Source organism: Flavobacteriaceae bacterium (assembly GCA_014075215.1).
Lineage (GTDB): Bacteria > Bacteroidota > Bacteroidia > Flavobacteriales > Flavobacteriaceae > Polaribacter.
On record CP046177.1, the window covers coordinates 2,056,425 to 2,081,364 of the forward strand.

At 31.2% G+C, this 24,940-nt stretch carries 29 protein-coding genes and 3 pseudogenes; 10 read left to right on the forward strand and 22 right to left on the reverse strand.

What is annotated here, in order from left to right:
* Positions 1-12: 12 nt before the first annotated feature.
* The 3 genes and pseudogenes from GKR88_10110 to GKR88_10120 all read left to right on the forward strand — a co-directional run bounded on the left by GKR88_10110 (position 13) and on the right by GKR88_10120 (position 1,745).
* Entirely contained in the window at positions 13-324 is a 312-nt protein-coding gene (locus tag GKR88_10110; GenBank protein QMU64606.1) for a hypothetical protein, read from the forward strand.
* A gap of 57 nt (positions 325-381) precedes the next feature.
* Positions 382-1,239, forward strand: a complete 858-nt coding sequence (locus GKR88_10115) for a hypothetical protein (GenBank protein QMU64607.1) — start codon at positions 382-384, stop codon at positions 1,237-1,239.
* Positions 1,240-1,529: 290 nt separating this feature from the next.
* Positions 1,530-1,745: pseudogene (locus tag GKR88_10120) on the forward strand (IS21 family transposase).
* Positions 1,746-1,774: 29 nt separating this feature from the next.
* On the opposite strand, the gene GKR88_10125 reads toward GKR88_10120, so the two are convergent.
* Positions 1,775-2,940, reverse strand: a protein-coding gene (locus tag GKR88_10125) for an IS3 family transposase (protein ID QMU64608.1) whose coding sequence is annotated in 2 segments (ribosomal slippage) — positions 1,775-2,691 and positions 2,691-2,940 — 1,167 coding nt in all. Because the reading frame shifts where the segments join, the coding sequence is not laid out codon by codon here.
* 58 nt (positions 2,941-2,998) lie between these two features.
* On the opposite strand from GKR88_10125, the pseudogene GKR88_10130 reads away from it, so the two are divergent.
* The 3 genes and pseudogenes from GKR88_10130 to GKR88_10140 all read left to right on the forward strand — a co-directional run bounded on the left by GKR88_10130 (position 2,999) and on the right by GKR88_10140 (position 4,862).
* Positions 2,999-3,481, forward strand: a pseudogene (locus GKR88_10130) (ATP-binding protein).
* A 152-nt stretch (positions 3,482-3,633) separates the two neighbouring features.
* Positions 3,634-4,005, forward strand: coding sequence for a transposase (locus GKR88_10135; GenBank protein QMU64609.1), 372 nt, complete (start codon positions 3,634-3,636; stop codon positions 4,003-4,005).
* Positions 4,005-4,862 (forward strand): IS3 family transposase, encoded by an 858-nt coding sequence (locus tag GKR88_10140; GenBank protein ID QMU64610.1) that lies wholly within the window; start codon positions 4,005-4,007, stop codon positions 4,860-4,862. The genes GKR88_10135 and GKR88_10140 overlap by 1 nt, the downstream gene beginning before the upstream one ends.
* Here the strand turns inward: GKR88_10140 and GKR88_10145 are convergent.
* The 4 genes from GKR88_10145 to GKR88_10160 all read right to left on the reverse strand — a co-directional run bounded on the left by GKR88_10145 (position 4,838) and on the right by GKR88_10160 (position 8,966).
* Complete coding sequence (locus tag GKR88_10145) at positions 4,838-5,389, reverse strand: ORF6N domain-containing protein (protein QMU64611.1); 552 nt, start codon at positions 5,387-5,389, stop codon at positions 4,838-4,840. The two genes, GKR88_10140 and GKR88_10145, sit on opposite strands and share 25 nt — an antisense overlap.
* A 77-nt stretch (positions 5,390-5,466) precedes the next feature.
* Positions 5,467-6,384 (reverse strand): tyrosine-type recombinase/integrase, encoded by a 918-nt coding sequence (locus GKR88_10150; protein QMU64612.1) that lies wholly within the window; start codon positions 6,382-6,384, stop codon positions 5,467-5,469.
* The gene (locus GKR88_10155; protein QMU64613.1) at positions 6,371-7,312 is read right to left on the reverse strand and encodes a tyrosine-type recombinase/integrase; all 942 of its coding nucleotides are present in this window, start codon (positions 7,310-7,312) and stop codon (positions 6,371-6,373) included. Before GKR88_10155 ends, GKR88_10150 begins: the two co-directional genes overlap by 14 nt.
* Positions 7,313-7,418: 106 nt before the next feature.
* On the reverse strand, positions 7,419-8,966 hold the full coding sequence (locus GKR88_10160; protein ID QMU64614.1) for a hypothetical protein: 1,548 nt from the start codon (positions 8,964-8,966) through the stop codon (positions 7,419-7,421).
* Positions 8,967-9,111: 145 nt separating this feature from the next.
* Here GKR88_10160 and GKR88_10165 point away from each other — a divergent pair, with 145 nt between their 5' ends.
* Entirely contained in the window at positions 9,112-9,444 is a 333-nt protein-coding gene (locus GKR88_10165) for a helix-turn-helix domain-containing protein (protein ID QMU64615.1), read from the forward strand.
* A gap of 12 nt (positions 9,445-9,456) precedes the next feature.
* On the opposite strand, the gene GKR88_10170 is transcribed toward GKR88_10165, so the two are convergent.
* Genes GKR88_10170 through GKR88_10180 form a run of 3 tightly spaced genes read right to left on the reverse strand, consistent with a single transcriptional unit; the run spans position 9,457 to position 10,848 of the window.
* Entirely contained in the window at positions 9,457-9,825 is a 369-nt protein-coding gene (locus GKR88_10170) for a hypothetical protein (GenBank protein QMU64616.1), read from the reverse strand.
* Between the two features lie 4 nt (positions 9,826-9,829).
* Complete coding sequence (locus GKR88_10175; protein QMU64617.1) at positions 9,830-10,159, reverse strand: hypothetical protein; 330 nt, start codon at positions 10,157-10,159, stop codon at positions 9,830-9,832.
* Positions 10,156-10,848, reverse strand: a complete 693-nt coding sequence (locus GKR88_10180) for a hypothetical protein (GenBank protein QMU64618.1) — start codon at positions 10,846-10,848, stop codon at positions 10,156-10,158. The genes GKR88_10175 and GKR88_10180 overlap by 4 nt, the downstream gene beginning before the upstream one ends.
* 416 nt (positions 10,849-11,264) lie before the next feature.
* Between GKR88_10180 and GKR88_10185 the strand changes: the two genes are divergently transcribed.
* On the forward strand, positions 11,265-11,441 hold the full coding sequence (locus GKR88_10185; protein QMU64619.1) for a hypothetical protein: 177 nt from the start codon (positions 11,265-11,267) through the stop codon (positions 11,439-11,441).
* 308 nt (positions 11,442-11,749) lie between these two features.
* Here the strand turns inward: GKR88_10185 and GKR88_10190 are convergent, their stop codons facing one another.
* The 5 genes and pseudogenes from GKR88_10190 to GKR88_10210 all read right to left on the reverse strand — a co-directional run bounded on the left by GKR88_10190 (position 11,750) and on the right by GKR88_10210 (position 15,860).
* A complete protein-coding gene (locus tag GKR88_10190) occupies positions 11,750-12,121 on the reverse strand; it encodes a PIN domain-containing protein (GenBank protein QMU64620.1) in 372 nt (123 codons plus the stop codon).
* Entirely contained in the window at positions 12,108-12,281 is a 174-nt protein-coding gene (locus GKR88_10195; GenBank protein QMU64621.1) for a hypothetical protein, read from the reverse strand. The genes GKR88_10190 and GKR88_10195 overlap by 14 nt, the downstream gene beginning before the upstream one ends.
* Positions 12,282-12,349: 68 nt before the next feature.
* Positions 12,350-13,264, reverse strand: coding sequence for a tyrosine-type recombinase/integrase (locus GKR88_10200; GenBank protein ID QMU64622.1), 915 nt, complete (start codon positions 13,262-13,264; stop codon positions 12,350-12,352).
* Entirely contained in the window at positions 13,246-14,217 is a 972-nt protein-coding gene (locus tag GKR88_10205) for a tyrosine-type recombinase/integrase (protein QMU64623.1), read from the reverse strand. The genes GKR88_10200 and GKR88_10205 overlap by 19 nt, the downstream gene beginning before the upstream one ends.
* Before the next feature lie 100 nt (positions 14,218-14,317).
* Positions 14,318-15,860 (reverse strand): annotated as a pseudogene (locus tag GKR88_10210) (hypothetical protein).
* 148 nt (positions 15,861-16,008) lie between these two features.
* Here GKR88_10210 and GKR88_10215 point away from each other — a divergent pair.
* Positions 16,009-16,335 (forward strand): helix-turn-helix domain-containing protein, encoded by a 327-nt coding sequence (locus GKR88_10215; GenBank protein ID QMU64624.1) that lies wholly within the window; start codon positions 16,009-16,011, stop codon positions 16,333-16,335.
* Positions 16,336-16,585: 250 nt separating this feature from the next.
* Here the strand turns inward: GKR88_10215 and GKR88_10220 are convergent, their stop codons facing one another.
* The 6 genes from GKR88_10220 to GKR88_10245 all read right to left on the reverse strand — a co-directional run bounded on the left by GKR88_10220 (position 16,586) and on the right by GKR88_10245 (position 22,887).
* Positions 16,586-17,077 carry a hypothetical protein gene (locus GKR88_10220; GenBank protein QMU64625.1) on the reverse strand — a complete coding sequence of 164 codons (492 nt, stop codon included), beginning with the start codon at positions 17,075-17,077 and terminating at the stop codon, positions 16,586-16,588.
* Entirely contained in the window at positions 17,074-17,967 is an 894-nt protein-coding gene (locus GKR88_10225; protein QMU64626.1) for a hypothetical protein, read from the reverse strand. Before GKR88_10225 ends, GKR88_10220 begins: the two co-directional genes overlap by 4 nt.
* Before the next feature lie 797 nt (positions 17,968-18,764).
* Entirely contained in the window at positions 18,765-19,310 is a 546-nt protein-coding gene (locus GKR88_10230; GenBank protein QMU64627.1) for an ORF6N domain-containing protein, read from the reverse strand.
* 77 nt (positions 19,311-19,387) lie between these two features.
* Entirely contained in the window at positions 19,388-20,305 is a 918-nt protein-coding gene (locus GKR88_10235; GenBank protein QMU64628.1) for a tyrosine-type recombinase/integrase, read from the reverse strand.
* The gene (locus GKR88_10240) at positions 20,292-21,233 is read right to left on the reverse strand and encodes a tyrosine-type recombinase/integrase (GenBank protein ID QMU64629.1); all 942 of its coding nucleotides are present in this window, start codon (positions 21,231-21,233) and stop codon (positions 20,292-20,294) included. Before GKR88_10240 ends, GKR88_10235 begins: the two co-directional genes overlap by 14 nt.
* Positions 21,234-21,339: 106 nt before the next feature.
* Positions 21,340-22,887, reverse strand: coding sequence for a hypothetical protein (locus GKR88_10245; protein ID QMU64630.1), 1,548 nt, complete (start codon positions 22,885-22,887; stop codon positions 21,340-21,342).
* Positions 22,888-23,032: 145 nt separating this feature from the next.
* On the opposite strand from GKR88_10245, the gene GKR88_10250 reads away from it, so the two are divergent.
* Positions 23,033-23,365 carry a helix-turn-helix domain-containing protein gene (locus GKR88_10250; GenBank protein QMU64631.1) on the forward strand — a complete coding sequence of 111 codons (333 nt, stop codon included), beginning with the start codon at positions 23,033-23,035 and terminating at the stop codon, positions 23,363-23,365.
* Positions 23,366-23,377: 12 nt separating this feature from the next.
* Here the strand turns inward: GKR88_10250 and GKR88_10255 are convergent, their stop codons facing one another.
* From GKR88_10255 to GKR88_10265, 3 genes are read right to left on the reverse strand one after another with little or no spacing between them, the layout of a single operon-like run.
* Positions 23,378-23,746 carry a hypothetical protein gene (locus GKR88_10255; protein QMU64632.1) on the reverse strand — a complete coding sequence of 123 codons (369 nt, stop codon included), beginning with the start codon at positions 23,744-23,746 and terminating at the stop codon, positions 23,378-23,380.
* A gap of 4 nt (positions 23,747-23,750) precedes the next feature.
* The gene (locus GKR88_10260; protein QMU64633.1) at positions 23,751-24,080 is read right to left on the reverse strand and encodes a hypothetical protein; all 330 of its coding nucleotides are present in this window, start codon (positions 24,078-24,080) and stop codon (positions 23,751-23,753) included.
* Complete coding sequence (locus tag GKR88_10265; GenBank protein ID QMU64634.1) at positions 24,077-24,661, reverse strand: hypothetical protein; 585 nt, start codon at positions 24,659-24,661, stop codon at positions 24,077-24,079. The genes GKR88_10260 and GKR88_10265 overlap by 4 nt, the downstream gene beginning before the upstream one ends.
* Positions 24,662-24,940: the final 279 nt, after the last annotated feature.

Genomic DNA, 24,940 nt, shown 5'->3' on the forward strand with positions numbered 1-24,940 from the left:
GAGTTTCCTTAGTTGGAAGGCAATAATGCAAGTACTTTACACTCTTACAAAAGTAAAGTGCGAAAATTTAAACCCTTTTTAATTATGCGTAAAGCAATTTTAAAATCTAAAAAACTAGCCTTATTAGGCTTGTTTGTGGCATCATTTGTTTTGATGTCTGCGAAAAGTTCAGAAGAATCACCAATGAAATTTTGGGGTTCAACAACAACTTGTGATCCATCTTACTCAATTGAGCCAGGAAGTTGTTATCAAAATTGCACGACTACTTATCAAGTATTTTGGGTAGTTGTATCTGAATCAACTTCTTATGCAAATCCTTGCTAATTAAGTTTAACAAATCTGCTTTTCATTAAATGAAAAGCAGATTTAAATTCAATCAAAATGAAAAAAATATTATTCATCGCGTTTTTATTTAGTCAAATTTATTCTTATTCACAAGAGAAAAAACTCATAATATTGGATGAAAACAACAACCAACCAGTAGAATATTGTAGCGTATCAGTAATAGGGAAAGACAGAGGCGAATATTCGGATAGTAAAGGCTTAGTCAAAATAAATAGTAATGAAAGTGATAGTTTATTAATTTCACATATTTTATATAATGAAGTTAAAATAAAATTCAAAACAATAAAAGATACCATTTGGTTGTCTCAAAAAAATCAATTTTTAGACGAAGTGGTTATTTCATCATCGAAAGATTTTAATGAATGGAGCAAAGAAAGAAAAGAAAAACACCAATGGAATATTCAACCAAAGACTGAATTTAGTGTTTTCTTCGAAAAAAATAAAGATATTCAAACACTATCAAAAATTAGATTTCCAATAGAAAACTTGATAGAATTAAAAAGTGAAAATATTCATAGGGCTATATTCCGTTTGATTTTATACTCAAATGACAAGGGAAAGATAGGCGAAAAGATAAATACAGAAAATATAATTTATTCATTATCAGATGAGTCTAAATCAATAATATTTGATTTAGGAGAAATTTATAAAATACCAAAAGAAGGTGTATTTTTAGGTATAGAATTTATTGGGTTTGAAGATTTAAATAAATCTATTCTTGAAAATGAACGAAATAATTATATTAAACTAAGTTTTGCATCGACAAAATCAAGTAAGACATTTTATTCTAATAAATTTATAAATAATGGCAAGTGGTCATTACTTGAAAAAAATACTTCAGTTTTTCCATTTAAATTAAAGACTGGTCTTTCTTTAATTTTCGCTTATAAGTAAGTACTTGTGCCAACACCGTATAAAATTAATTGCTTGTTTTTGCTAATTTGGAAAATACTCGCAAACATTTTAGTTAGTTTTGTATTTAGTAAGGTTCGTGCCAACACACGCAACTAATGGCTATTCCGTTTCGATTTGTGCCATTGATTTCGGAGTCATAGTGCCATTAATTACGGTTTAAACTGTGCTAGTTTTACGGTTTGATTTGTGCCACACATTGACATTACACAGTGACCACTTATAGAGATTAAGTAAGCAATTACCTTGCTGTTTATTATAAAAATAACAGCATGGCAAACACACTTGATCCTATGGACTTAAAACAAATACTAAGCCTTCATTTAGATGGTTTAAGTAATCGTAAAATAGGTATAACCCTTGGCATATCTCGTAATACCGTCAATGGTTATCTTCGTTTATTTAAGGGAAGCGATTATGATTTGAAGGCGCTTCTAACGTTTGATAATTTACAGTTAGAGCGTCTATTTACCATATACACAACTATTGGATATGCAACAAAAAATGGTACAAAAGGTTAAGCTACATTTTTGATTTGATATAATTTTTCAAATTCGATGATATTTTTGTAACCAAGAGCAGAATGTCTTCTGTATCTGTTGTACCAAGTTTCTATGTATTCAAAGACTTTAATTTGAAGACTTTTGTTGGATATAAACTTATTGTCTATCATTAGTTCTGTTTTGATTGTTTTAAAAAAAGATTCAGCTACTGCATTATCCCAACAGTTTCCTTTTCTACTCATACTGGGTGTTACATGATAACTTTTAAGGATATTAACAAACGCATGAGATGCGTATTGTACACCTCGATCAGAATGAAAAATCATACCTTCACAAGGCATTCTGTTGTTTACAGCCATTCTCCATGCAGCAATGATAGTTTGTCTTGCTTTGAGTCCATTGCTCAAAGACCAACCAATGACTTTACGATCAAACAGGTCAATAATTACCGTTAAGTACAGCCATCCTTGTGCAGTCTTTAAATAGGTAATATCAGAAACCCATTTCTGTGCAGCAGCGGTAGCTTTAAAATCTCTATCCAATACATTATCAGCTACTGGATATTGATGCTTAGAATCTGTCGTGACAACAAATTTCTTTTTACGAACTGCTTTAATCCCGTGTTTTTTCATCAATCGTGCTACCCTAGACCTAGATACTTTAAACCCTTTAGCTTTGAGTTCCTCTGTAATTCTAGGACTTCCATAAGTAGATTTACTTCGCTCACAGATACGGTGAATCTCAGAGAGTAGCATACGATTTTTTCCATCTCTATCTGATGGAACATAATTCTTACTCCTGTAATAACTGTTTCTACTAATTTTAAAAATTTTACACATCTTCCCAACCGGATATTCTCTACTGTAATCTTTGATAAATTTCAATACTTCCGATCGCTCTTGGAGAAGATGCTCACGGCCTTTTTTAAGATATCCCGCTCCATGGTAACATCCTTGAGCTGTTTACGTAATCGCTCTAACTCTTTCTGATCTTCTGTGAGTTGTTTGACGCCATTACCGCTAAAAGCTAAATCAGGACGCTGTTCTAATTCTCTACGCCATCTGTAAATAAGATCTGCACTGATTCCCAATTCCATGGCAATCTGCTTTGTGTTACCTCGTACATTGCTTAATTCTACTGCTTTAATTTTAAACTCTTTACTGTATTTTCTTCGTTTCATATGGTTAAGTTATTTTAGATAAAATTAGCTTAACTCTTTGTCACTCTAAATGTAGCAAGTCCACTTAGTCACATTAGACTTCCTTAAACGACAGGAAAATATTATTATAACAGGTGCATCTGGCGTAGGTAAAAGCTATATCGCACAAGCTTTGGGACACCAAAGCTGTATGTTACAACATAAAACACTGTATCAAAATACTGCCAGAATGTTTAAAAGACTAAAACTTTGTAAAATTGATGGAACCTACCTCAGAGAACTTAATAGAATCTTAAAAGTTGAACTTTTAATACTTGATGATTTTGGGCTTCAGAGTTTTGATAATCATGCTCGTGAGGCGTTAATGGATATTATAGATGACAGACATGGAAAATCATCAACTATAATAGCATCACAAATACCTGTGTCAGCTTGGTATGAAACTATAGGAGAAGGTACTATTGCTGATGCCATTTTAGACCGTATCGTCAACTCATCACATAGAATAATGCTCGAAGGTGAATCAATGAGAAAAACCATTTTACAAAATGATAAAAACTAAATTTTAACTATTATTGCAATACTTCTATGAGTGGCACTGTTTGACCGAAATCAGTGGCATGGTCACTCCGAAATAGCCAACTAATCTTATACAAAACCGTTGGGCGTAATTCTGACCCGTCCTGAAATATGTATACAAAAAACAACAAGTATATGTATAAAAATGATGGATATGTAAGACGTTATAGTGAGAGTTTTAAACTCAAAGTATTAGCAGAACTTACCAAAGGAAACCATTCCAAAAGACAAATTGCCTTAACTTACGGCATACAATCTAGTACGATAAACGTATGGATTAAAAAATATGACCGTAAAGATTTAATGAACACCCGTGTAACCGTGCAAACAGACGACGAATTATCCCGTATTAAAGCCCTTCAAAAAGAGCTAAAACAACTCAAAGATCTTCTTATTAAAAAGGATCTAGATAAACTTGTGAATGATAGTTATCTTGAAGTAGCTGCTGAAAATCTTGGCTATAAAAATGTTGAAGAATTAAAAAAAAACTTAAACATAAAGCCTTAATGAAAATAGCACCGATTAATAGAAAAAAAAGAAGGTACGCCATCGCTACTATTTGTAATGCTTTCGAGTTAAAAAGAGATGCTTATTACAAATATCAAAAAAGGTTTGTTCTTAAAAAACAAATAGAACAAAATGTAATAATGCTTGTTAAAAAAAGCAGGAAAACATTACCCAGAGAAGGTACTAGAAAGCTAATGAAATCCTTACATAATGATTTTAGGAAACAGAATATAAATATAGGTAGAGACCAGTTATTTAGAATCTTAAAAGAAAATAATTTGTTAATTAGAAGGAAAAAATATTCTTCTAAAACAACCAACTCTTACCATCGTTTTTATAAATATAAAAATATCATAAAAGACCTGATCATTAATAGACCTAACCAAGTTTGGGCTTCGGATATTACCTATATAAGAACTATAAATGGATTTTGTTATTTAGCACTTATTACTGATATGTATTCAAGAAAAATAGTAGGCTATGATATTAGTGATAGTTTAGAACTTAAAGGCTGTGTTAGAGCTTTAAATAAAGCTATTTATCAAACTAAAAATACCGAAGAAATCATACATCATTCTGATAGAGGAATACAATATTGTAGCAATGTTTATACTCAAATTTTGAAAAGAAAAAAGATACAAATCAGTATGACCCAAGAAAATCATTGCTACGAAAACGCAATGGCCGAAAGAGTTAACGGAATTTTAAAAGATGAATTCTTCCTCGACCAAACATTTACAAATATCAATCACGCCAAAAAAGCAACAAAAAATGCAATCAAATTATATAATAATAAAAGATTACATTTATCTTTAGATTATAAAACACCTAATTACGTGCACAAAAATGTAGCATAAATTTTAATAATTAACTGTAGCCCTATTTTAGGACGAGACACTGTTAATTCATCTAAATAATTAAAAACTAATTCAATATTCTTACTGTGATTTGTTAGCTTCTTTTTGATTTCTTCAATGTCAAGTTTTAAATTTAGATTGTCTATGATTGCTTCTCGCATTTCAATAAAAATCTCTATTATTTTAACACTCATTGTTGTTGCTCGTTCACTTCTTAAAACATTTGCAAGCATCATTACTCCGTGTTCTGTAAATACTTTTGGTAAAAATGACGAGAATTTTAAGTTTTTAAGGTGGTTGCAATTTGCAACCACCTCTTTTTTTTCTGCTTCTGTAAGTTCAAACATAAAGTTAGAAGGAAAACGATTTATATTTCTATTTACTTGCTGATTTAATCTTTTTGTAGTTACTCCATAAAGTTCTGCAATATCACTATCTATCATTACTTTATAATCTCTAATTAGTAATATTCTACTTGCTATTAATTCGTTTGGAACTAATGGTTTTCCGTTATTATTTTCGCTCATTTTATACTATAATTTCTGTTTGTAAAAATAGGTTTTTATTTGGAGGTCACAATTTGTGACCTCCAAAAGTGCGATACCTAAATCATAGGATGATATTTATCTATATCACTTTGTAAATCTTCTAATTTATTGACTAAATAAGTTTCTGTACTGCTTATATGTTTGTGTCCTGCCATATATTGAACTTGTCGTAAATTGTATATTCCCAACCAATGTGTTATTACTGAAGCACGTATTTGTCTAAAGTTTTGGAACTTTTTATTTTGCTTTCGTAATGTTTCTGCAAAACGTTTCCAGTTATCGTTTCCGAAGTTACTTTTTCCTTTGCTTATAAATAATTGATTACTTTCTTTATTGGATAGTTTTAAGAGTTCTAATCGTGTTTTTAGTTGGTATTCCATCAAGTCCATTATTTGATATGATTTTAATTCTAAACTTCTTTCTGCTCCTTTTTTATCGCCTTGTATATAGATTTTTCCTTCTCGTAATTGCAAACCTTTTAAAGTAAGTGTATCTATTTCTTTAGTGGTTAATCCTTGATAAATCAATAATCCTAATGCTACTTTATTTCGTTTTCGTGTGAGTAAATGTACTTGCCACCAATTTCTATTATTTCGCTTGTCATCTTCATTTGGGACTTGATAATCATTGTACAACTTTTCTAATGCTATTAGTGTAAATATATCGTGTAATTTCTTGGTGTGTGTTCCTCTTAATTTTATATGTTTTGCAGGATTGTTAATGCGTTTATTGTGTAATATTTGCCAATTAAAATAATGTTTTAGAGCAATTAAATTATGACTTCTTGTAGCATTACATAATCCTTTCTTTTGTAAATAATATAAGTATGCTGTGAGTTCTTTTGTAGTTGTATTTTCTACTTCTGTATTGTCTTTATCTAACCAACTTATAAAATTTAATACTTTGGTATTGTAGCGTTTAATAGTGGTACTGCTTAATTCTTTACTTTCTAAAAATTGTTTAAAGCTGTTCATTGTTTTGGTCTATTAAGTGCGTGTAAATCTGTGTACTTTCTAAACTACTATGTCCTAAAAAGCGACTGATTTTATTTAATGGCATTCCTGCTTGCAATAAATGAGTAGCAATACTATGGCGTAAATTATGAAGCGTTAAATGTTTGTTCTGTAATTCTATATTATCTACTTGTAATTGCAGTAATTTTAATCGTGTATATAAAGTTCCTCCAGTCATTGGTTTTGAAGTAACACCAATAAACAAACGACTTTCTTTTTTGCTTTTTGCCAATATTGGTCTGTAATCATAAATGTATTCTTCTAATATTTTTGCACTCTGTTTACTAAATGGTACAAAACGTTCTTTGTAGTTTTTACCTTTTCTAACGTGTAAAATACGTCTGTCTAAATTGATGTCATTTAGCTCCAAATGAGTTCCTTCATTTCTTCGTAATCCACAACCATAAAAAACGGTTAAAATGGCTCTATCTCTTGCTTGTAATATTTCTTGTCGTTGGTTCTCGGTATCTCTATAGGTTACTTTATAAAGTAGTTGTATATCTTCTTTTGATAGTACGGTGATGTCTTTGGTATTGAGTTTTAATAAAGGTATTCCAAGATTCGGAACATTACGAACGCCTTTATGATGTAAGTACTCTAAAAACTTTTCGATAGCCTGTAAATGCTTGTTGATGTAATTATTACTTAATCCGCCACCACGTCTTAAATTGCTTCTGTTATAGATGTAATTGTAATAGTTTTTAATATGTTGATGTTGTAAATTATGGATATGATTTATTCTGTTGTTTTCCAAGAAGTGTAAAAATTCTCTAACGATATTCGGCATATTGTAAACACTCATTGGGTTGTAACCTAAAATATCCAACCATTCTTTAAAACCGATTTCTAAATGTTGGTAACTGCTATTTTTTAAGATTAAATTTTTCATCCCTTATGTCCATTTTTTAGATTTCTTGCGATTTAGATTTAACTGATTGATTTTGTGTGTGATATTTCGCAAAAAAGACACTTGCGAGTTATTTGCGACTTGCGTTTTATTTCTTCTTTATTTTCTGTAAAGCCTTGTCTAATACGGTTTCTATATCTTTTTGTAGCTTATCGTAATCTTTAGTTATTAGCAATTCAAACGTATAACTTCTTGTCTTTTTATTAGTATTTCGCTTGATGTAACCTAACAGTTGTAATTGCTTATTGTAATTCCGTAATGTACTTTCTTTGATACGTAATTGTGTTCTTATTTCTAATCCTGTAAAGTCAGAGCCTGACACGCCTTTTTTTCTTTTTCTTTCTTTTAAATACGTTTTTAGCAACTCTAAATAGTTTCTCGTTGCTCCATTGAGTTCATCACTCTTTCGTAATAAGGTTTCTTTTAAAAGTTGGTTGGCTATTTCAATATCTTGTATAGTTACTTCTATATATTCTTCGCCTGTTTCTGTATCGTATTTCTTTTCTCTTTGTAGTTGATAATAATAGGTTACAGCTTCTATAAATTGTAAATAATGTGAGTTCGTTCTACGGGGTTTAAATACAGATTGTGGTAGTTTTAAATGCTCTGCAAACGGATTAATAATTCTAATGGGTTTTAAAAAGCGTTGTACATTTTGTAAAAATTCTTGTATTTCTCTTTGTTTGTGTGTATCTATTTTTCCAGCAGATACTCGACGTTGGTATTCCATTATGAGTTCGTCTTGTGCTTTACTTTCGTCCAAGTAGAGTAGGAAGCTCCTGTTTGCATTGTCCTCATAAATTTGCTCCTTTGTGGTGCATCCTGCTACACAAACAGGACCTTCAACAATTAAATGTATGGTTTTGGTTTTTCCGTTGCTGTCTTTTCTAACTATGGTTTTTACAATTCGCTTTTTAGTTTGTAGTTCTCGTAACGGATAAAGCGCATTTAATAATCCGTCTAAATCTTCAATAACAATGACTTTGTATTTTAAATCTGTTTTACCAAAATAATAAAAGGCATTATCACTTAAAGTGGTAATGTTTATAATATCTTCTTGTGGTATGCACTCACTTATTTTTTCTTGTAAATGGGTTTTTCCCGTTCCCGAAGCTCCAAAACTTATAACGTGTAAAGGTTGTTCTTGCTTACGTTTTGTCATTATTAAATACATTATTTGACGATTTACCACTTCGCCAATAACTCCAGATTGTTCTATTAGCTTGTCTGTATTTTCTAATAGGTTTGGGTCGAGTAAAAAATCTTTTACTGTTTTTTCCTCTTTTGTTGTAAGCTGTTTTACTTTGGGTTTTAAATTCTCTGTTTGTTCTTTTATCTTTTCAAGTCTGTATTTTTCCAGTTCTTCTGTAAGCTCTGATAATGAAGCTGCTATTATTGACGTGCCTATTTCTAACTTTTCTGCAATCCTTCTTATAAATTTCTCTAATTGTGTATCGTTGTATAAATCTAAATTATGTCTTACTGGTGGTCTGCTACTTTCTTGTAACTGTACTTTTATGGTTACTCGCATTCTGTCTAATCCCTCTAACTTTATACCTCCTAAAATTGTGAGTTGTAAAATATCATTCTCGTAAATTAATTGGTCTGGGTTGTCTGCGTTAAAGTTTGTAGCCATTGTTAATAATTTTATTTTCTGAATGATTATTCACAAAACTATATAATTATTCAGACACAAACAAGAACTAAACCATTTGTTTCTGATGTTTACTTCATATATATTTGTCCTTTATAGCTTTTACACCCTGTAAAACTGAACAATAATGGACTTTGGAAGTAAAATAACATTAGTACGTAAACAAAAAAAACTATCTCAAAGTGAGTTGGGTAAACTTGCTAATGTGTCTGGTGATATTGTAGGTAAGTACGAGCGTAACGAAATGAAGCCATCTATTGATACTGCACATAGATTAGCTAATGCTCTTAATGTTACGTTAGATTATTTGGTGGGCGATAGCGATACCGTTCTTTTTGATAAAGATATTACCAAACGCATGGAAGCTATTATTAATATGGAAAGTGAAGATAAAAAAGCACTCTTTAAAATTCTTGATGCTTATATTAGAGATACTAATGCTAAAAAAACTTATTCATAAAAAAAGAGCCGATTAAGGCTCTTTTAAATCTTTTATAAAAATATCTAATTCTTTACTTTCATACAAATCAATACATTTCGCTATTGTTAAATTAGCATTGACTTTACTTTTATATTTTGCTTTAGCTTTTTTCAAATATTCATCAATAAAATCAATTGCTTTTTCATAGTGTTCTATATCATAATTTCCCATTTGAACATACATTCCTGCACTTCCTTCTGCTCTCAAAAGGGAATCTTTAATAGGAACACCTTTATACATACATTGACATAGAACATATTTTTTAAAATTGCTTTTTTCTACATCAACAATTTTAATCTTATCTTGAGCCTTACAACTTAAGAGAACAAAACATAAAATAATAAATAATAAATGCTTCATAAGTTTATTTAGTTATCCATAATTTTCCAACACCATTTGATAAGTAAAAACTAGGCGAATAGTTTCCACCCAATCTATTACTACCATCCCATAAAGTTCCGTGTCCAGTAGCATCACTCCAAGTTCCTCTCGTGTCATAAATAATAACACCTGTATGTCCTTTAAAATGATTAGGGTCTGAACTAATAATACTAGGAGGACCGTATGTAGCTGTTAAATGTTTTTCTAAAGCCACAACCCTAAATATATACCAAGCTGTCTTACCTTCACTTGAAGATGTCTGTCCTTGAATATAAGGTATGCTTGCGCCTGATTTATTAAGTGTATGGCTCACTCTACAAGCACACGTATTGGAAAAATTCCAGCATCAATATTTTGCTCTACACGACCACCAACCATATCTCCAAATTGGTCATTTGTAATTCCCCCTCCAGGATAATCACTACCGTATTTAGGATAATTACTTTCTAAATCAGAAAAAGAAGGTAGAGTATTTGGTCTATTAATTGCAGTAGCTCCGTATTTATTAATGAATTGGTCATATTTCCCTATAACTGCACTAGAAGCCTGTAAACTAAGTATATTATTCCAATCACTTAAATCTGTAACTTTTACTAATTGGTCTTTACCATCATCCACGTGTACGCGAGTAGTATTCCCTTTGCTGTCAGTATATTCGTAATCTGTAAAGAATTTTCCGCCATCAGGGTCAACTCCATTAATTGGGTTATTACCCATTCCCAAATAAGGGGAACTATATTGTCCTGCTGGGTCAGTAGTTAGCCAACGACCTATACGACTATCCCACAGTCGTAACTCAAACGCTTCCTTCCCAGTTTCAGGGTCTTTTTCTTGTCCTTGATACGCATATCTATACGGTTCTCCATTTACAATTTGTCTATTCGGCATTGGCATCCCAAAGGAAAAGTAATCTAATGCATTTTTTTTGGTAGTTTGCTCTTTTTTAACCGGTATCTCCTTGTAGAGATAAAAATATTGATATGTACCGGTGCTTGCTGTCATAGCCGATGCTAAGATATAAATTTTTTTTGATTGATGATTGGTTAATTAGTTATTGGTTAGTAATTCCTGGCCCCCGAAGCCCAGCCGTTTTACCAAACTGCCTCTGTTCTTCGGGGACTCCCTTATCCTCCTATTTATACATAATTTGCATTCTAATACAAGTTCAAGCGTTAATATTTGATTGGTTTTTCTCTTGTAAGTTATAATGTAAATTATGTAAAATACTCCCATTCGCCTGACTTCCAACGCTCACTTCTGAACTTCAATTAATGTTTTTAGATTTGATTGTAAAAGATTATGAAGACTAACGCACTTCGTTTGTTTCATTCCGATAATAGTTGAAAATCCTACGCTTTGCCAACCTCTTTTTCAACTATTATCGGAACGTTTTCAGAGGAAGCAAACGTTTTAAAAAGATGAAGATTTTGGCGAGGCTGGATTTCGAGCGCAAAGGCAATCTTCAGCTTTTTAAAATGATAGAGGTTTTGCGACGATTGAGCAAAATAATTAACGTTCGTAGTGCGCTGGCAGTAGCGTTGGCAAAAAGCGTGGGAAGTGCGGATATTTTACATAATAGCAGTTATAGCTACTAAAATATAATAACTCGGCGTTAGCGTACCATTGAAAGGATTTTTGCTACTATAACTACTATTATGTAACTTAGCTTTGGGTCATTTTTAGGGCAAATTTTTTGTTTTTTACTCTGGCAACAGCTCTTTACTTTTTTAAGATTACCGCTTCTTTAAATAACTAAATTTTCTTAAAAAAGTAATGTGCTGTTTGTGTGTCGGGGTACAAAAAATGTGACCTAAAAATGACATCGGCGGTGGGGAACGGAACAAAACCAAAGACAGGGGGTTTTGAGGAACGAAAAAACTGGGTTGGTTTTGTGTGGGGTTTATTATTTCTCGTAAAAAACAAGCCCTAACTCTTCTACTTTTTTAAATTCAATATCAGAAGTAATTAAGGGTAAATCTAAATACAATGCTGTCGCAATAATAATACTATCTGGAAGTTTGGTATGATACGCTTTTCGGATTCTTATGGTCTCCTGTTTTACTGCATTGTTTATGGTTATCGTTTTGCATTGTGATACAAACTCATTGATGATTTTTTCTTCTTTAACCGTAATGCCTTTATAAGCCAATAATTCTAACTCTGTAATGACAGAAATATATAATTGTTTTGCATTTAGTAATTCGGCTAATGTTTCATCTCCATTTAATAAATAGAGAATAATATTAGTATCTAAAAATAACTTACTCCCATTCATTACGTAACTCTCTTTGTGTGCTTAAAGCATCTTTTTTTAAGTTTATTTTCCCAAGGTATTTATAGACATCAACACCTTTTGGTTTTAGCTCTTTAGTTAAATTCTCTAATATATTTTTGATGCTTTTTTTAGTTGCACCTTGTTTTAAGGTTGTTACCATAATATTGTATTTTTATTATAACAAAGATAATTTTTTATTATCTATTTACGAACTTATAAATTCCATTCTTAACTAAAAGGATGATAAATATTAATTGTTTTATGTAAACTTTCTAAATCGTCTTGCTGATAACGTTCTGTCGAACTTATATATCTGTGTCCTGCTAAATATTGAACTTTTCTTAAATTGTGTTGCTTCAACCAACTCACAATTACACTTGTTCTTATTTGCTTTAGATTGATAAATTTATGATTGATTTTCTTTAACTCTTTTACCATTTTAGCTAAACTATTGTGCAATTTTAAACTGCTACCTAATGGTAAAAATAACTGTTCAGTTTCCTTACTGGTTTGTTCTAAAATCTGTGGTCTAATTTCATGAGTATATTCCATCAGCTCCATCAATTGCCAAGGTTTTAATTCTAAGATTCTTCCGTTGCTTTTTTTAGTTCCTAATAGATCTATTTTTCCTTTGTATAATTGTATATTTTCTACTTTTAATTGCTGTAAGTTTTGTGTGGTTAAACCTTGATAAACTAATAATCCTACAATTATTTTATTTCGTTTTCTTGCTAATAAATTTCCGTTTTCAGTTTGATAAGAATAATACAAATCTTCTAACTCATCTGACGTTAAAATATGATGTACGACTTCTTTTTTTACACCTTTGATATTGATGTTTTGAATACTGTTTTCTTGTCTGTAATTTTCTTCTGTGAGATAATTGAAGTAGATTTTTAAATTACTTACATAGCCTTTTAAGGTTCGTGGTTTTAACTTTCTTTCTCTTAAAGTTTCTATGTATTTTAAAAAGGTTTTATAATCTATGGTTTCTGCGGTTGTTCCATACTTTACACACCATTCAGTAAATTGGCTTTGGGTTTTTAGGTATGTTGGAATACTCCCCGTTGTATAACCGTTTTTCTCTAAATAGTTCTTGTACAGCGGTGAGCCACCGCAGGCAATTATTTTCTCTTGCTCCATGGTTGTTTGGGTATATTTTCGAATTTCATATCACTTGGTATTGCCAAGATATGTGTGTAAATCTGCGTAGATTCTAAAGATGCATGTCCTAAAAAGGTGCTAATGTGTTCTATAGCTGCACCTTGTTCTAATAAATGGGTTGCAATACTGTGTCGTAAACTATGAAGTGTAATATTTTTTTCTTGCAAATCTTTATTACCAGTTGCATCTATGATGCACTTTAACCTGTTCGCAAAACTCATTCCTTGTAAACGTGTTCCTCTGTAATTTAAAAACAAAGCTTCGCTTTCTTTGTGATTTTTAAATTGGATTCTAAAATCAAAAATGTATTCTTCTAATATATTCAAACTATGCCTGTTTGCGGGTACTATCCGCTCTTTGTAGTTCTTTCCTTGTCGTACAAATAAACGTTGTTTATCAAATAGAATGTCATTGATATTTAAGTGTACAACTTCATTTCTACGCAAACCACAACTGTAAAAACAAACCAATAAAGCTTTATCTCTTTGTTGTAACTTTTCTTCTTCGTGACTAAATTCTGTTGCTTGGAATAATTGTTTGATTTCTTGTAAAGTACACACACTTAAACTGTCTCTATTGTTTTTTGTTTCGCTTTTTAAGTGAATATTAATTCCTTTGTGGTTGTGTTCTTTTAAATATTCTCTAAACTTGAATAAGGTTTGTTGATGCTTGTTTAAATAACCGTTACTTAATCCGCCGTTTTTTCTTTGGTTTGGTCGTTCTTGTAAGTACTTATAATAATCGGTTACGTGTTGTGTTTGAATATGACCCAGTTCGTTGATATGATTGTTTTCCAGATAATAAAAAAACTCTTTTAAATGATTGGGTAAATTGTAAACGGTGGTTTCTGCATAGCCTAAAACATCTAACCACGCCTTAAAGGCAAGTAATAATACTTTGTAACTGTGGTTTTGTAATTTTAATTTTTTCACTTTTTTTAGTTGGGTATGTGTTTTTTAAGGTTTGGTAGCGAAGTGAGTTTAATTTGCTTTTATTCAGTTATTTAACTTCGCTATTTTATTGATGGCGAACCTATGACGAAGTAGCGAGGTTTATTTGTGTGATGCAATTACCTAAAGCGTTTTTAATCAAGGTTTTTAATTCTTTATACTCATCAACATTTACAATCTCAAAATGATATAATTGTCCTTTTTTACCTTTCACTTTTTTGATGTAATCTTCTGCTAATAATTGCTTGTTGTAACGTCTTAATGTGGTTTCTTTTACTCGTAGATTTTTACGTATTTCAGCATTATTAAAAGCAGTTTGATTATTCTTTTAGATAATTTTTAAGGCCTTCTAAATGGTTTCTTGTTGCTCCTGTAATGGTGTCACTCTTTCTTAATAAAACTTCTGTAATCAATTCGTTTGCTTCTTGTATATCTTCTATAGTGGTTTCTATATAAGCCCCCTCTAAATCTCCCCCATTAGGAGAGACTTTTTCATATTTAATTTCTCTTTGATATTGTTTATAAAATGTTATCGCTTCTATAAATTGTAAATAATGACTGTTGGTTCTTCGTGGCTTAAATACTGCCGATGGCAGAGATAAATATTCTGCAAAAGGATTAATGACTTTGATGGGCTTTAACACACGCTGTACGTTTTGTAGTTGGCTTTTGGCTTCTAGCTGTTCGCTTTCATCTATTTTGCCTGCACTTATTAAGCGTTGATAATTCATCACTTTAATATCTTGTTCTGCAGACTCATCAATGTAGAGTAAGAAAGAACGATTGGAATTATCCTCGTAAATACTTTCTTGTGTGGTACAACCCGCAACAGACACAGGACCTTCAACAGTCAAGTGAATGGTCTTGCTCTCGCCACGCGAGTCTTTATGAACAACTGTTTTGGTGATGCGTTTTTTAGATTGTAATTCTCTAAGTGGATACAATACAGATTCTGCTCCGTCTAAATCTTCTATTAAAATGAGTTTGTGTTGTAATTCGGTTCTATTAAAATAGTAAAACGCATTGGCGGATAATACGGTAATCTCTATTTTGTCTTCCTCTGGTATCAGTTCTGCTACCTTGCTTTGTAAATGGGTTTTTCCCGCTCCAGAACTTCCTAAACTAATACAGTGTAATGGGTTGTTTGTTTTTCTACTTGTAAATATTAAATACATTAATAATCTATTATCGACTTCGCCAATAACACCAGATTTACCAATTAATTCGTTGGTCTTTTCTAACAGATTTTTAGATTGCAGAAATTTAATAGCTGCTTTTTCTTCTCTTGTTGTGAGCTGTTTTATAAATGGTTTGTGTGCTTCTGTTTTTGATTTTAGAAGTAAAAATCGGTAGTTTTCTAATTCATGAGTTAGTTCTTGGAGGCATCGCCTCACGATGCTTGTCCCAATTTCTAAGCGTTCTGCACATTTACGCACTAATTTTTCTACTAAATTATCGTTGTATAAATCGATGCTTTGTCTTAAAACAGTGTGTGCTTTTAGTTTTTGTATGGATAACGTTACTCTTAGGGTGTCTAATTTATTGGTTTTTATCCCGCCTAAAATGTGGAGCTCTAATGCTTTTGTGGTGTAATTGTAGTTGTAAGAATTGGAAGTGTCTAACATTGTTAAAAAGTTTATTTTCTGACTTATTTATCACAAAACTAAAACATTTATCAGATTTAAACAAGGCTTATTTGTCTTTGTTGTGATAATAATATCATATATATTTGCTTAAACCTTATTATATATAGCATTTTAAAGACTTTTAAGTATGAATTTAGCAGGACAATTATCTAAGTTACGTAAGCATAAAAAATTATCTCAAAATGATTTGGGTAAAAAAGCAGGTACTTCTGGAGATCTTATCGGACGTTATGAAAGAAACGAAGTAAAACCATCGATTGAAGTGGCTTCTAAAATTGCAGATGTACTTGAAGTCTCGCTAGATTTATTAATTGGTAAAACTACTGTAGAAGTTGACCATAGTATCTTAAAACGTGTTTTAGAAGTACAACAGATGGAACAAGTGGATAAAAACCATATTCTTTATACTTTAGATGCTCTTATTAAAGCGACTAAACTTAAATCTATTGCATAAAAAAACTACCCCTAATTTAGCTTAGAGGTAGTTTCTTTTATTTGCCGATAAGTACTTGTTTAAAATAGCAAGCGGAATAAACCCTAGTTTTACAAGTACTAACAAATTTTATTGCTTCAAAAAACTAGAATACACCTCTTTTATAAGGGTTTAATGTTTTTGTAAATTGCTAACAATCAATAACAAACTTCGTTTGTTTTTCATAAGCACCCGTTTGAACCATTACCCAATTAAGGCTCTTTACATTTTTTTAGGATATTTCTATATCATCTAAATAAGAAAGGATGTAAGACTTTTTATAACTATCATCTTCTTTTAATAAAATTATTTTCAGCTGTTTTAATTGCTCAATATTCAAAACACCACATTGAACATACAAGTAGAAATGTGGAAGGTAAAAGTTGTCTCTATTTATATAGTTATGCATATTCTCTTTATGAGAACATTCAGAATATGTACTTAAATCATCTATATATACTTTCCAAAATTGTAATTCTTCATTATTAGGGTAATTTTTAAAAGCATCATTAAATAATTTTTCTATTTCCGTTGTAAAATTTGATATCTCATTTTCTGTAAATATTTTTTCTGTTACACAAAATGATTCAAGACCATAATCAAAAGAAATATTCCAAAAAAGAAGAATTAAATTTATGTAATCATTTTCAGAATGATTCTTAAAACTTATGTTATTTCGGTATAAATCAACAGATTCTTTTATATTAATTTCTTCTAACATCATTTTGGTATTGAATTAACCCCTGCATTTGTAATTTTTCCACCTATAGTTTCTACCCATACTTGTTTTCCACTTCTAAAAGTTTTGTGAAAGGTTTCAACACCTGCTTTAATTTTATGTGCGTTGGTGGTTTTTACTAAATTATTACTGTTTGAAGCAACATTTTTAAATAAATTTAAAAATCTATTTTGAGATTGTACTGTTTTAGGATTAACGTGTCCAGCTGAATTCCTAAATATGTGTTTGAGAGCATTAGGATTTCGTAAGAATTTCAATAAATTAAGAGCTCCTTTACCTCCTATTAAATCCATTGCCCCAACACCATACGTAGGCTCAACAACTTTTAACTGCACATATTGTGGTTCGAATCCTGTAAATTCATACTTCTCTGCAAACCTCTTAACATCCTGATAATGAGCCCAACCTTTATCCATAAATTGGAACCTCTCATAATTGGTAAGATTACTAAATGATGTTCCTCCATTTGCAAAAATTTCACTTTGGCTCATTCCTTGAGTAAAATCACCATCATAAATGATAGCTTCTCCTTCCCAACCATATTCGTCAAAACCTCTAAAAGTACCATCAGAACCATAAATAGGATTTTCTTCTGTACTTCCACCATCTGGGTCAATAAGTCTAATTGGATTATTTCCCATTCCTAAATAAGGACTAGCAAATTCATGTTTAGGATCCGTAGTCAACCACCTACCAATTCTACTATCCCAAAGCCTTAATTGAAACGCCTCCTTCCCGGTCTCAGAGTCTTTTTCCTGCCCTTGAAAACTGTATCTGTACGAACTTAACACATTTTTAGAAGCAGTTTTGTCATTTTTACTATGAACTACTTTTAAAAAAATTGAGTTTTTATATGTAAGCTGTTTGCATCCCATTTGAACTTACAATATATAAACTTCTAATGAATTCCACGCTCCAAAAATCCAGTATTTTCGTATCTCAAAAACCTCTGTATTTTCTCCGCTTCCTTTTCCTCGATATTGTAACATAAAACGGGTTATAATACAGTCGCTTAAATCCTTACTTCGCCCAAACTGTAAGTTATAACCAGTTTTATGTTAAATACTCCCTTTCTCATTTCTTCCATCGCTTTTGCTTACTCGGACGAAGACTAACGCCTTTCAGTTGTTTCATTTTAAAACTTGTCGATTTTCCTCGCTCCAACATCCTCTAAATCGGCAAGTTTTAAAACGTTTTATTTTTGGTGGAAAAAGAGGTGGCTGATGCGTGGATTTTCCACCAAAAATAAAATGACTTGTTTTTCACACAGTTTGCGATAGCAAAAAATTAAATAGCATTCGTAGTGCGTGAGCGTTGGAAGTAGCGTAGGCATTGGCAGAAGTGGCTGCAAAAAGCGTGGGCGATGCTGGCTATTTTACATAATTTACATTATAACTACGGCTTTGGTTTTTCGAGCGTTGGCGGATGTTGGCAGTATTATAATGCCAATTATGTAACTTAGCTTGGGGTAATTTTTATGGCAGATTTTTTGTTTTTGAGCGTTGGCACAGCTTTTTGTGATTGTGAGGAACGAGCAACTTACAAAGTGCTGTTTGTGTGTTGGCTTACAAAAACTGTGACTTAAAAATTATTTTGGCGGTGGCGAGCGGAACAAAACAAAAAGCAGAGGATTTTGAGGAACGAAAAAACTGGATTTTGTTTTGTGGGGATTTTACTTTCTATCTTTTTTATAACCTATTTGAGTTCGTGGTTTTTCGTTTTCTTTCTTATCTGTTAATTCATCTAAATAATTAAAAACTAATTCAATATTCTTACTGTGATTTGTTAGCTTCTTTTTGATTTCTTCAATGTCAAGTTTTAAATTTAGATTGTCTATGATTGCTTCTCGCATTTCAATAAAAATCTCTATTATTTTAACACTCATTGTTGTTGCTCGTTCACTTCTTAAAACATTTGCAAGCATCATTACTCCGTGTTCTGTAAATACTTTTGGTAAAAATGACGAGAATTTTAAGTTTTTAAGGTGGTTGCAATTTGCAACCACCTCTTTTTTTTCTGCTTCTGTAAGTTCAAACATAAAGTTAGAAGGAAAACGATTTATATTTCTATTTACTTGCTGATTTAATCTTTTTGTAGTTACTCCATAAAGTTCTGCAATATCACTATCTATCATTACTTTATAATCTCTAATTAGTAATATTCTACTTGCTATTAATTCGTTTGGAACTAATGGTTTTCCGTTATTATTTTCGCTCATTTTATACTATAATTTCTGTTTGTAAAAATAGGTTTTTATTTGGAGGTCACAATTTGTGACCTCCAAAAGTGCGATACCTAAATCATAGGATGATATTTATCTATATCACTTTGTAAATCTTCTAATTTATTGACTAAATAAGTTTCTGTACTGCTTATATGTTTGTGTCCTGCCATATATTGAACTTGTCGTAAATTGTATATTCCCAACCAATGTGTTATTACTGAAGCACGTATTTGTCTAAAGTTTTGGAACTTTTTATTTTGCTTTCGTAATGTTTCTGCAAAACGTTTCCAGTTATCGTTTCCGAAGTTACTTTTTCCTTTGCTTATAAATAATTGATTACTTTCTTTATTGGATAGTTTTAAGAGTTCTAATCGTGTTTTTAGTTGGTATTCCATCAAGTCCATTATTTGATATGATTTTAATTCTAAACTTCTTTCTGCTCCTTTTTTATCGCCTTGTATATAGATTTTTCCTTCTCGTAATTGCAAACCTTTTAAAGTAAGTGTATCTATTTCTTTAGTGGTTAATCCTTGATAAATCAATAATCCTAATGCTACTTTATTTCGTTTTCGTGTGAGTAAATGTACTTGCCACCAATTTCTATTATTTCGCTTGTCATCTTCATTTGGGACTTGATAATCATTGTACAACTTTTCTAATGCTATTAGTGTAAATATATCGTGTAATTTCTTGGTGTGTGTTCCTCTTAATTTTATATGTTTTGCAGGATTGTTAATGCGTTTATTGTGTAATATTTGCCAATTAAAATAATGTTTTAGAGCAATTAAATTATGACTTCTTGTAGCATTACATAATCCTTTCTTTTGTAAATAATATAAGTATGCTGTGAGTTCTTTTGTAGTTGTATTTTCTACTTCTGTATTGTCTTTATCTAACCAACTTATAAAATTTAATACTTTGGTATTGTAGCGTTTAATAGTGGTACTGCTTAATTCTTTACTTTCTAAAAATTGTTTAAAGCTGTTCATTGTTTTGGTCTATTAAGTGCGTGTAAATCTGTGTACTTTCTAAACTACTATGTCCTAAAAAGCGACTGATTTTATTTAATGGCATTCCTGCTTGCAATAAATGAGTAGCAATACTATGGCGTAAATTATGAAGCGTTAAATGTTTGTTCTGTAATTCTATATTATCTACTTGTAATTGCAGTAATTTTAATCGTGTATATAAAGTTCCTCCAGTCATTGGTTTTGAAGTAACACCAATAAACAAACGACTTTCTTTTTTGCTTTTTGCCAATATTGGTCTGTAATCATAAATGTATTCTTCTAATATTTTTGCACTCTGTTTACTAAATGGTACAAAACGTTCTTTGTAGTTTTTACCTTTTCTAACGTGTAAAATACGTCTGTCTAAATTGATGTCATTTAGCTCCAAATGAGTTCCTTCATTTCTTCGTAATCCACAACCATAAAAAACGGTTAAAATGGCTCTATCTCTTGCTTGTAATATTTCTTGTCGTTGGTTCTCGGTATCTCTATAGGTTACTTTATAAAGTAGTTGTATATCTTCTTTTGATAGTACGGTGATGTCTTTGGTATTGAGTTTTAATAAAGGTATTCCAAGATTCGGAACATTACGAACGCCTTTATGATGTAAGTACTCTAAAAACTTTTCGATAGCCTGTAAATGCTTGTTGATGTAATTATTACTTAATCCGCCACCACGTCTTAAATTGCTTCTGTTATAGATGTAATTGTAATAGTTTTTAATATGTTGATGTTGTAAATTATGGATATGATTTATTCTGTTGTTTTCCAAGAAGTGTAAAAATTCTCTAACGATATTCGGCATATTGTAAACACTCATTGGGTTGTAACCTAAAATATCCAACCATTCTTTAAAACCGATTTCTAAATGTTGGTAACTGCTATTTTTTAAGATTAAATTTTTCATCCCTTATGTCCATTTTTTAGATTTCTTGCGATTTAGATTTAACTGATTGATTTTGTGTGTGATATTTCGCAAAAAAGACACTTGCGAGTTATTTGCGACTTGCGTTTTATTTCTTCTTTATTTTCTGTAAAGCCTTGTCTAATACGGTTTCTATATCTTTTTGTAGCTTATCGTAATCTTTAGTTATTAGCAATTCAAACGTATAACTTCTTGTCTTTTTATTAGTATTTCGCTTGATGTAACCTAACAGTTGTAATTGCTTATTGTAATTCCGTAATGTACTTTCTTTGATACGTAATTGTGTTCTTATTTCTAATCCTGTAAAGTCAGAGCCTGACACGCCTTTTTTTCTTTTTCTTTCTTTTAAATACGTTTTTAGCAACTCTAAATAGTTTCTCGTTGCTCCATTGAGTTCATCACTCTTTCGTAATAAGGTTTCTTTTAAAAGTTGGTTGGCTATTTCAATATCTTGTATAGTTACTTCTATATATTCTTCGCCTGTTTCTGTATCGTATTTCTTTTCTCTTTGTAGTTGATAATAATAGGTTACAGCTTCTATAAATTGTAAATAATGTGAGTTCGTTCTACGGGGTTTAAATACAGATTGTGGTAGTTTTAAATGCTCTGCAAACGGATTAATAATTCTAATGGGTTTTAAAAAGCGTTGTACATTTTGTAAAAATTCTTGTATTTCTCTTTGTTTGTGTGTATCTATTTTTCCAGCAGATACTCGACGTTGGTATTCCATTATGAGTTCGTCTTGTGCTTTACTTTCGTCCAAGTAGAGTAGGAAGCTCCTGTTTGCATTGTCCTCATAAATTTGCTCCTTTGTGGTGCATCCTGCTACACAAACAGGACCTTCAACAATTAAATGTATGGTTTTGGTTTTTCCGTTGCTGTCTTTTCTAACTATGGTTTTTACAATTCGCTTTTTAGTTTGTAGTTCTCGTAACGGATAAAGCGCATTTAATAATCCGTCTAAATCTTCAATAACAATGACTTTGTATTTTAAATCTGTTTTACCAAAATAATAAAAGGCATTATCACTTAAAGTGGTAATGTTTATAATATCTTCTTGTGGTATGCACTCACTTATTTTTTCTTGTAAATGGGTTTTTCCCGTTCCCGAAGCTCCAAAACTTATAACGTGTAAAGGTTGTTCTTGCTTACGTTTTGTCATTATTAAATACATTATTTGACGATTTACCACTTCGCCAATAACTCCAGATTGTTCTATTAGCTTGTCTGTATTTTCTAATAGGTTTGGGTCGAGTAAAAAATCTTTTACTGTTTTTTCCTCTTTTGTTGTAAGCTGTTTTACTTTGGGTTTTAAATTCTCTGTTTGTTCTTTTATCTTTTCAAGTCTGTATTTTTCCAGTTCTTCTGTAAGCTCTGATAATGAAGCTGCTATTATTGACGTGCCTATTTCTAACTTTTCTGCAATCCTTCTTATAAATTTCTCTAATTGTGTATCGTTGTATAAATCTAAATTATGTCTTACTGGTGGTCTGCTACTTTCTTGTAACTGTACTTTTATGGTTACTCGCATTCTGTCTAATCCCTCTAACTTTATACCTCCTAAAATTGTGAGTTGTAAAATATCATTCTCGTAAATTAATTGGTCTGGGTTGTCTGCGTTAAAGTTTGTAGCCATTGTTAATAATTTTATTTTCTGAATGATTATTCACAAAACTATATAATTATTCAGACACAAACAAGAACTAAACCATTTGTTTCTGATGTTTACTTCATATATATTTGTCCTTTATAGCTTTTACACCCTGTAAAACTGAACAATAATGGACTTTGGAAGTAAAATAACATTAGTACGTAAACAAAAAAAACTATCTCAAAGTGAGTTGGGTAAACTTGCTAATGTGTCTGGTGATATTGTAGGTAAGTACGAGCGTAACGAAATGAAGCCATCTATTGATACTGCACATAGATTAGCTAATGCTCTTAATGTTACGTTAGATTATTTGGTGGGCGATAGCGATACCGTTCTTTTTGATAAAGATATTACCAAACGCATGGAAGCTATTATTAATATGGAAAGTGAAGATAAAAAAGCACTCTTTAAAATTCTTGATGCTTATATTAGAGATACTAATGCTAAAAAAACTTATTCATAAAAAAAGAGCCGATTAAGGCTCTTTTAAATCTTTTATAAAAATATCTAATTCTTTACTTTCATACAAATCAATACATTTCGCTATTGTTAAATTAGCATTGACTTTACTTTTATATTTTGCTTTAGCTTTTTTCAAATATTCATCAATAAAATCAATTGCTTTTTCATAGTGTTCTATATCATAATTTCCCATTTGAACATACATTCCTGCACTTCCTTCTGCTCTCAAAAGGGAATCTTTAATAGGAACACCTTTATACATACATTGACATAGAACATATTTTTTAAAATTGCTTTTTTCTACATCAACAATTTTAATCTTATCTTGAGCCTTACAACTTAAGAGAACAAAACATAAAATAATAAATAATAAATGCTTCATAAGTTTATTTAGTTATCCATAATTTTCCAACACCATTTGATAAGTAAAAACTAGGCGAATAGTTTCCACCCAATCTATTACTACCATCCCATAAAGTTCCGTGTCCAGTAGCATCACTCCAAGTTCCTCTCGTGTCATAAATAATAACACCTGTATGTCCTTTAAAATGATTAGGGTCTGAACTAATAATACTAGGAGGACCGTATGTAGCTGTTAAATGTTTTTCTAAAGCCACAACCCTAAATATATACCAAGCTGTCTTACCTTCACTTGAAGATGTCTGTCCTTGAATATAAGGTATGCTTGCGCCTGATTTATTAAGTGTATGGCTCACTCTACAAGCACACGTATTGGAAAAATTCCAGCATCAATATTTTGCTCTACACGACCACCAACCATATCTCCAAATTGGTCATTTGTAATTCCCCCTCCAGGATAATCACTACCGTATTTAGGATAATTACTTTCTAAATCAGAAAAAGAAGGTAGAGTATTTGGTCTATTAATTGCAGTAGCTCCGTATTTATTAATGAATTGGTCATATTTCCCTATAACTGCACTAGAAGCCTGTAAACTAAGTATATTATTCCAATCACTTAAATCTGTAACTTTTACTAATTGGTCTTTACCATCATCCACGTGTACGCGAGTAGTATTCCCTTTGCTGTCAGTATATTCGTAATCTGTAAAGAATTTTCCGCCATCAGGGTCAACTCCATTAATTGGGTTATTACCCATTCCCAAATAAGGGGAACTATATTGTCCTGCTGGGTCAGTAGTTAGCCAACGACCTATACGACTATCCCACAGTCGTAACTCAAACGCTTCCTTCCCAGTTTCAGGGTCTTTTTCTTGTCCTTGATACGCATATCTATACGGTTCTCCATTTACAATTTGTCTATTCGGCATTGGCATACCAAAGGTATAATAACGGTAAATAACGCATTTTTTGAGAAAAGATACATATTCACTTTTTTGGCGCAAATGATGGAGAAGGGTTTAATGCATCTTTACTTATATCATGTGAACAAAATATCTAAACAAGTCATTTTTATGAGAAATTTTATAAAAAACGAGTAAAAATAGTTTAAAGATTATTTTCTTTTTCATAGATAAGAGAGCTGCTCTGTTATGGAGTGGCTCTCTATTTATATGCTAGTCGGGTTTTGGTATCACGTAATAAGTAGTCTATGA

What these genes read in the sequence shown, in the direction of transcription:
- GKR88_10195 (QMU64621.1), bottom strand. Translation starts at nt 12,281, where the DNA reads ATGGTAACAACCTTAAAACAAGGTGCAACTAAAAAAAGCATCAAAAAT.
- GKR88_10155 (QMU64613.1), bottom strand. Translation starts at nt 7,312, where the DNA reads ATGAAAAATTTAATCTTAAAAAATAGCAGTTACCAACATTTAGAAATC.
- GKR88_10250 (QMU64631.1), top strand. Translation starts at nt 23,033, where the DNA reads ATGGACTTTGGAAGTAAAATAACATTAGTACGTAAACAAAAAAAACTA.
- GKR88_10150 (QMU64612.1), bottom strand. Translation starts at nt 6,384, where the DNA reads ATGAACAGCTTTAAACAATTTTTAGAAAGTAAAGAATTAAGCAGTACC.
- GKR88_10140 (QMU64610.1), top strand. Translation starts at nt 4,005, where the DNA reads ATGAAAATAGCACCGATTAATAGAAAAAAAAGAAGGTACGCCATCGCT.
- GKR88_10145 (QMU64611.1), bottom strand. Translation starts at nt 5,389, where the DNA reads ATGAGCGAAAATAATAACGGAAAACCATTAGTTCCAAACGAATTAATA.
- GKR88_10135 (QMU64609.1), top strand. Translation starts at nt 3,634, where the DNA reads ATGTATAAAAATGATGGATATGTAAGACGTTATAGTGAGAGTTTTAAA.
- GKR88_10265 (QMU64634.1), bottom strand. Translation starts at nt 24,661, where the DNA reads ATGCCAATGCCGAATAGACAAATTGTAAATGGAGAACCGTATAGATAT.
- GKR88_10220 (QMU64625.1), bottom strand. Translation starts at nt 17,077, where the DNA reads ATGATGTTAGAAGAAATTAATATAAAAGAATCTGTTGATTTATACCGA.
- GKR88_10200 (QMU64622.1), bottom strand. Translation starts at nt 13,264, where the DNA reads ATGGAGCAAGAGAAAATAATTGCCTGCGGTGGCTCACCGCTGTACAAG.
- GKR88_10225 (QMU64626.1), bottom strand. Translation starts at nt 17,967, where the DNA reads ATGGGATGCAAACAGCTTACATATAAAAACTCAATTTTTTTAAAAGTA.
- GKR88_10185 (QMU64619.1), top strand. Translation starts at nt 11,265, where the DNA reads ATGAAGATTTTGGCGAGGCTGGATTTCGAGCGCAAAGGCAATCTTCAG.
- GKR88_10190 (QMU64620.1), bottom strand. Translation starts at nt 12,121, where the DNA reads ATGAATGGGAGTAAGTTATTTTTAGATACTAATATTATTCTCTATTTA.
- GKR88_10215 (QMU64624.1), top strand. Translation starts at nt 16,009, where the DNA reads ATGAATTTAGCAGGACAATTATCTAAGTTACGTAAGCATAAAAAATTA.
- GKR88_10165 (QMU64615.1), top strand. Translation starts at nt 9,112, where the DNA reads ATGGACTTTGGAAGTAAAATAACATTAGTACGTAAACAAAAAAAACTA.
- GKR88_10180 (QMU64618.1), bottom strand. Translation starts at nt 10,848, where the DNA reads ATGACAGCAAGCACCGGTACATATCAATATTTTTATCTCTACAAGGAG.
- GKR88_10115 (QMU64607.1), top strand. Translation starts at nt 382, where the DNA reads ATGAAAAAAATATTATTCATCGCGTTTTTATTTAGTCAAATTTATTCT.
- GKR88_10235 (QMU64628.1), bottom strand. Translation starts at nt 20,305, where the DNA reads ATGAACAGCTTTAAACAATTTTTAGAAAGTAAAGAATTAAGCAGTACC.
- GKR88_10245 (QMU64630.1), bottom strand. Translation starts at nt 22,887, where the DNA reads ATGGCTACAAACTTTAACGCAGACAACCCAGACCAATTAATTTACGAG.
- GKR88_10240 (QMU64629.1), bottom strand. Translation starts at nt 21,233, where the DNA reads ATGAAAAATTTAATCTTAAAAAATAGCAGTTACCAACATTTAGAAATC.
- GKR88_10170 (QMU64616.1), bottom strand. Translation starts at nt 9,825, where the DNA reads ATGAAGCATTTATTATTTATTATTTTATGTTTTGTTCTCTTAAGTTGT.
- GKR88_10160 (QMU64614.1), bottom strand. Translation starts at nt 8,966, where the DNA reads ATGGCTACAAACTTTAACGCAGACAACCCAGACCAATTAATTTACGAG.
- GKR88_10230 (QMU64627.1), bottom strand. Translation starts at nt 19,310, where the DNA reads ATGAGCGAAAATAATAACGGAAAACCATTAGTTCCAAACGAATTAATA.
- GKR88_10255 (QMU64632.1), bottom strand. Translation starts at nt 23,746, where the DNA reads ATGAAGCATTTATTATTTATTATTTTATGTTTTGTTCTCTTAAGTTGT.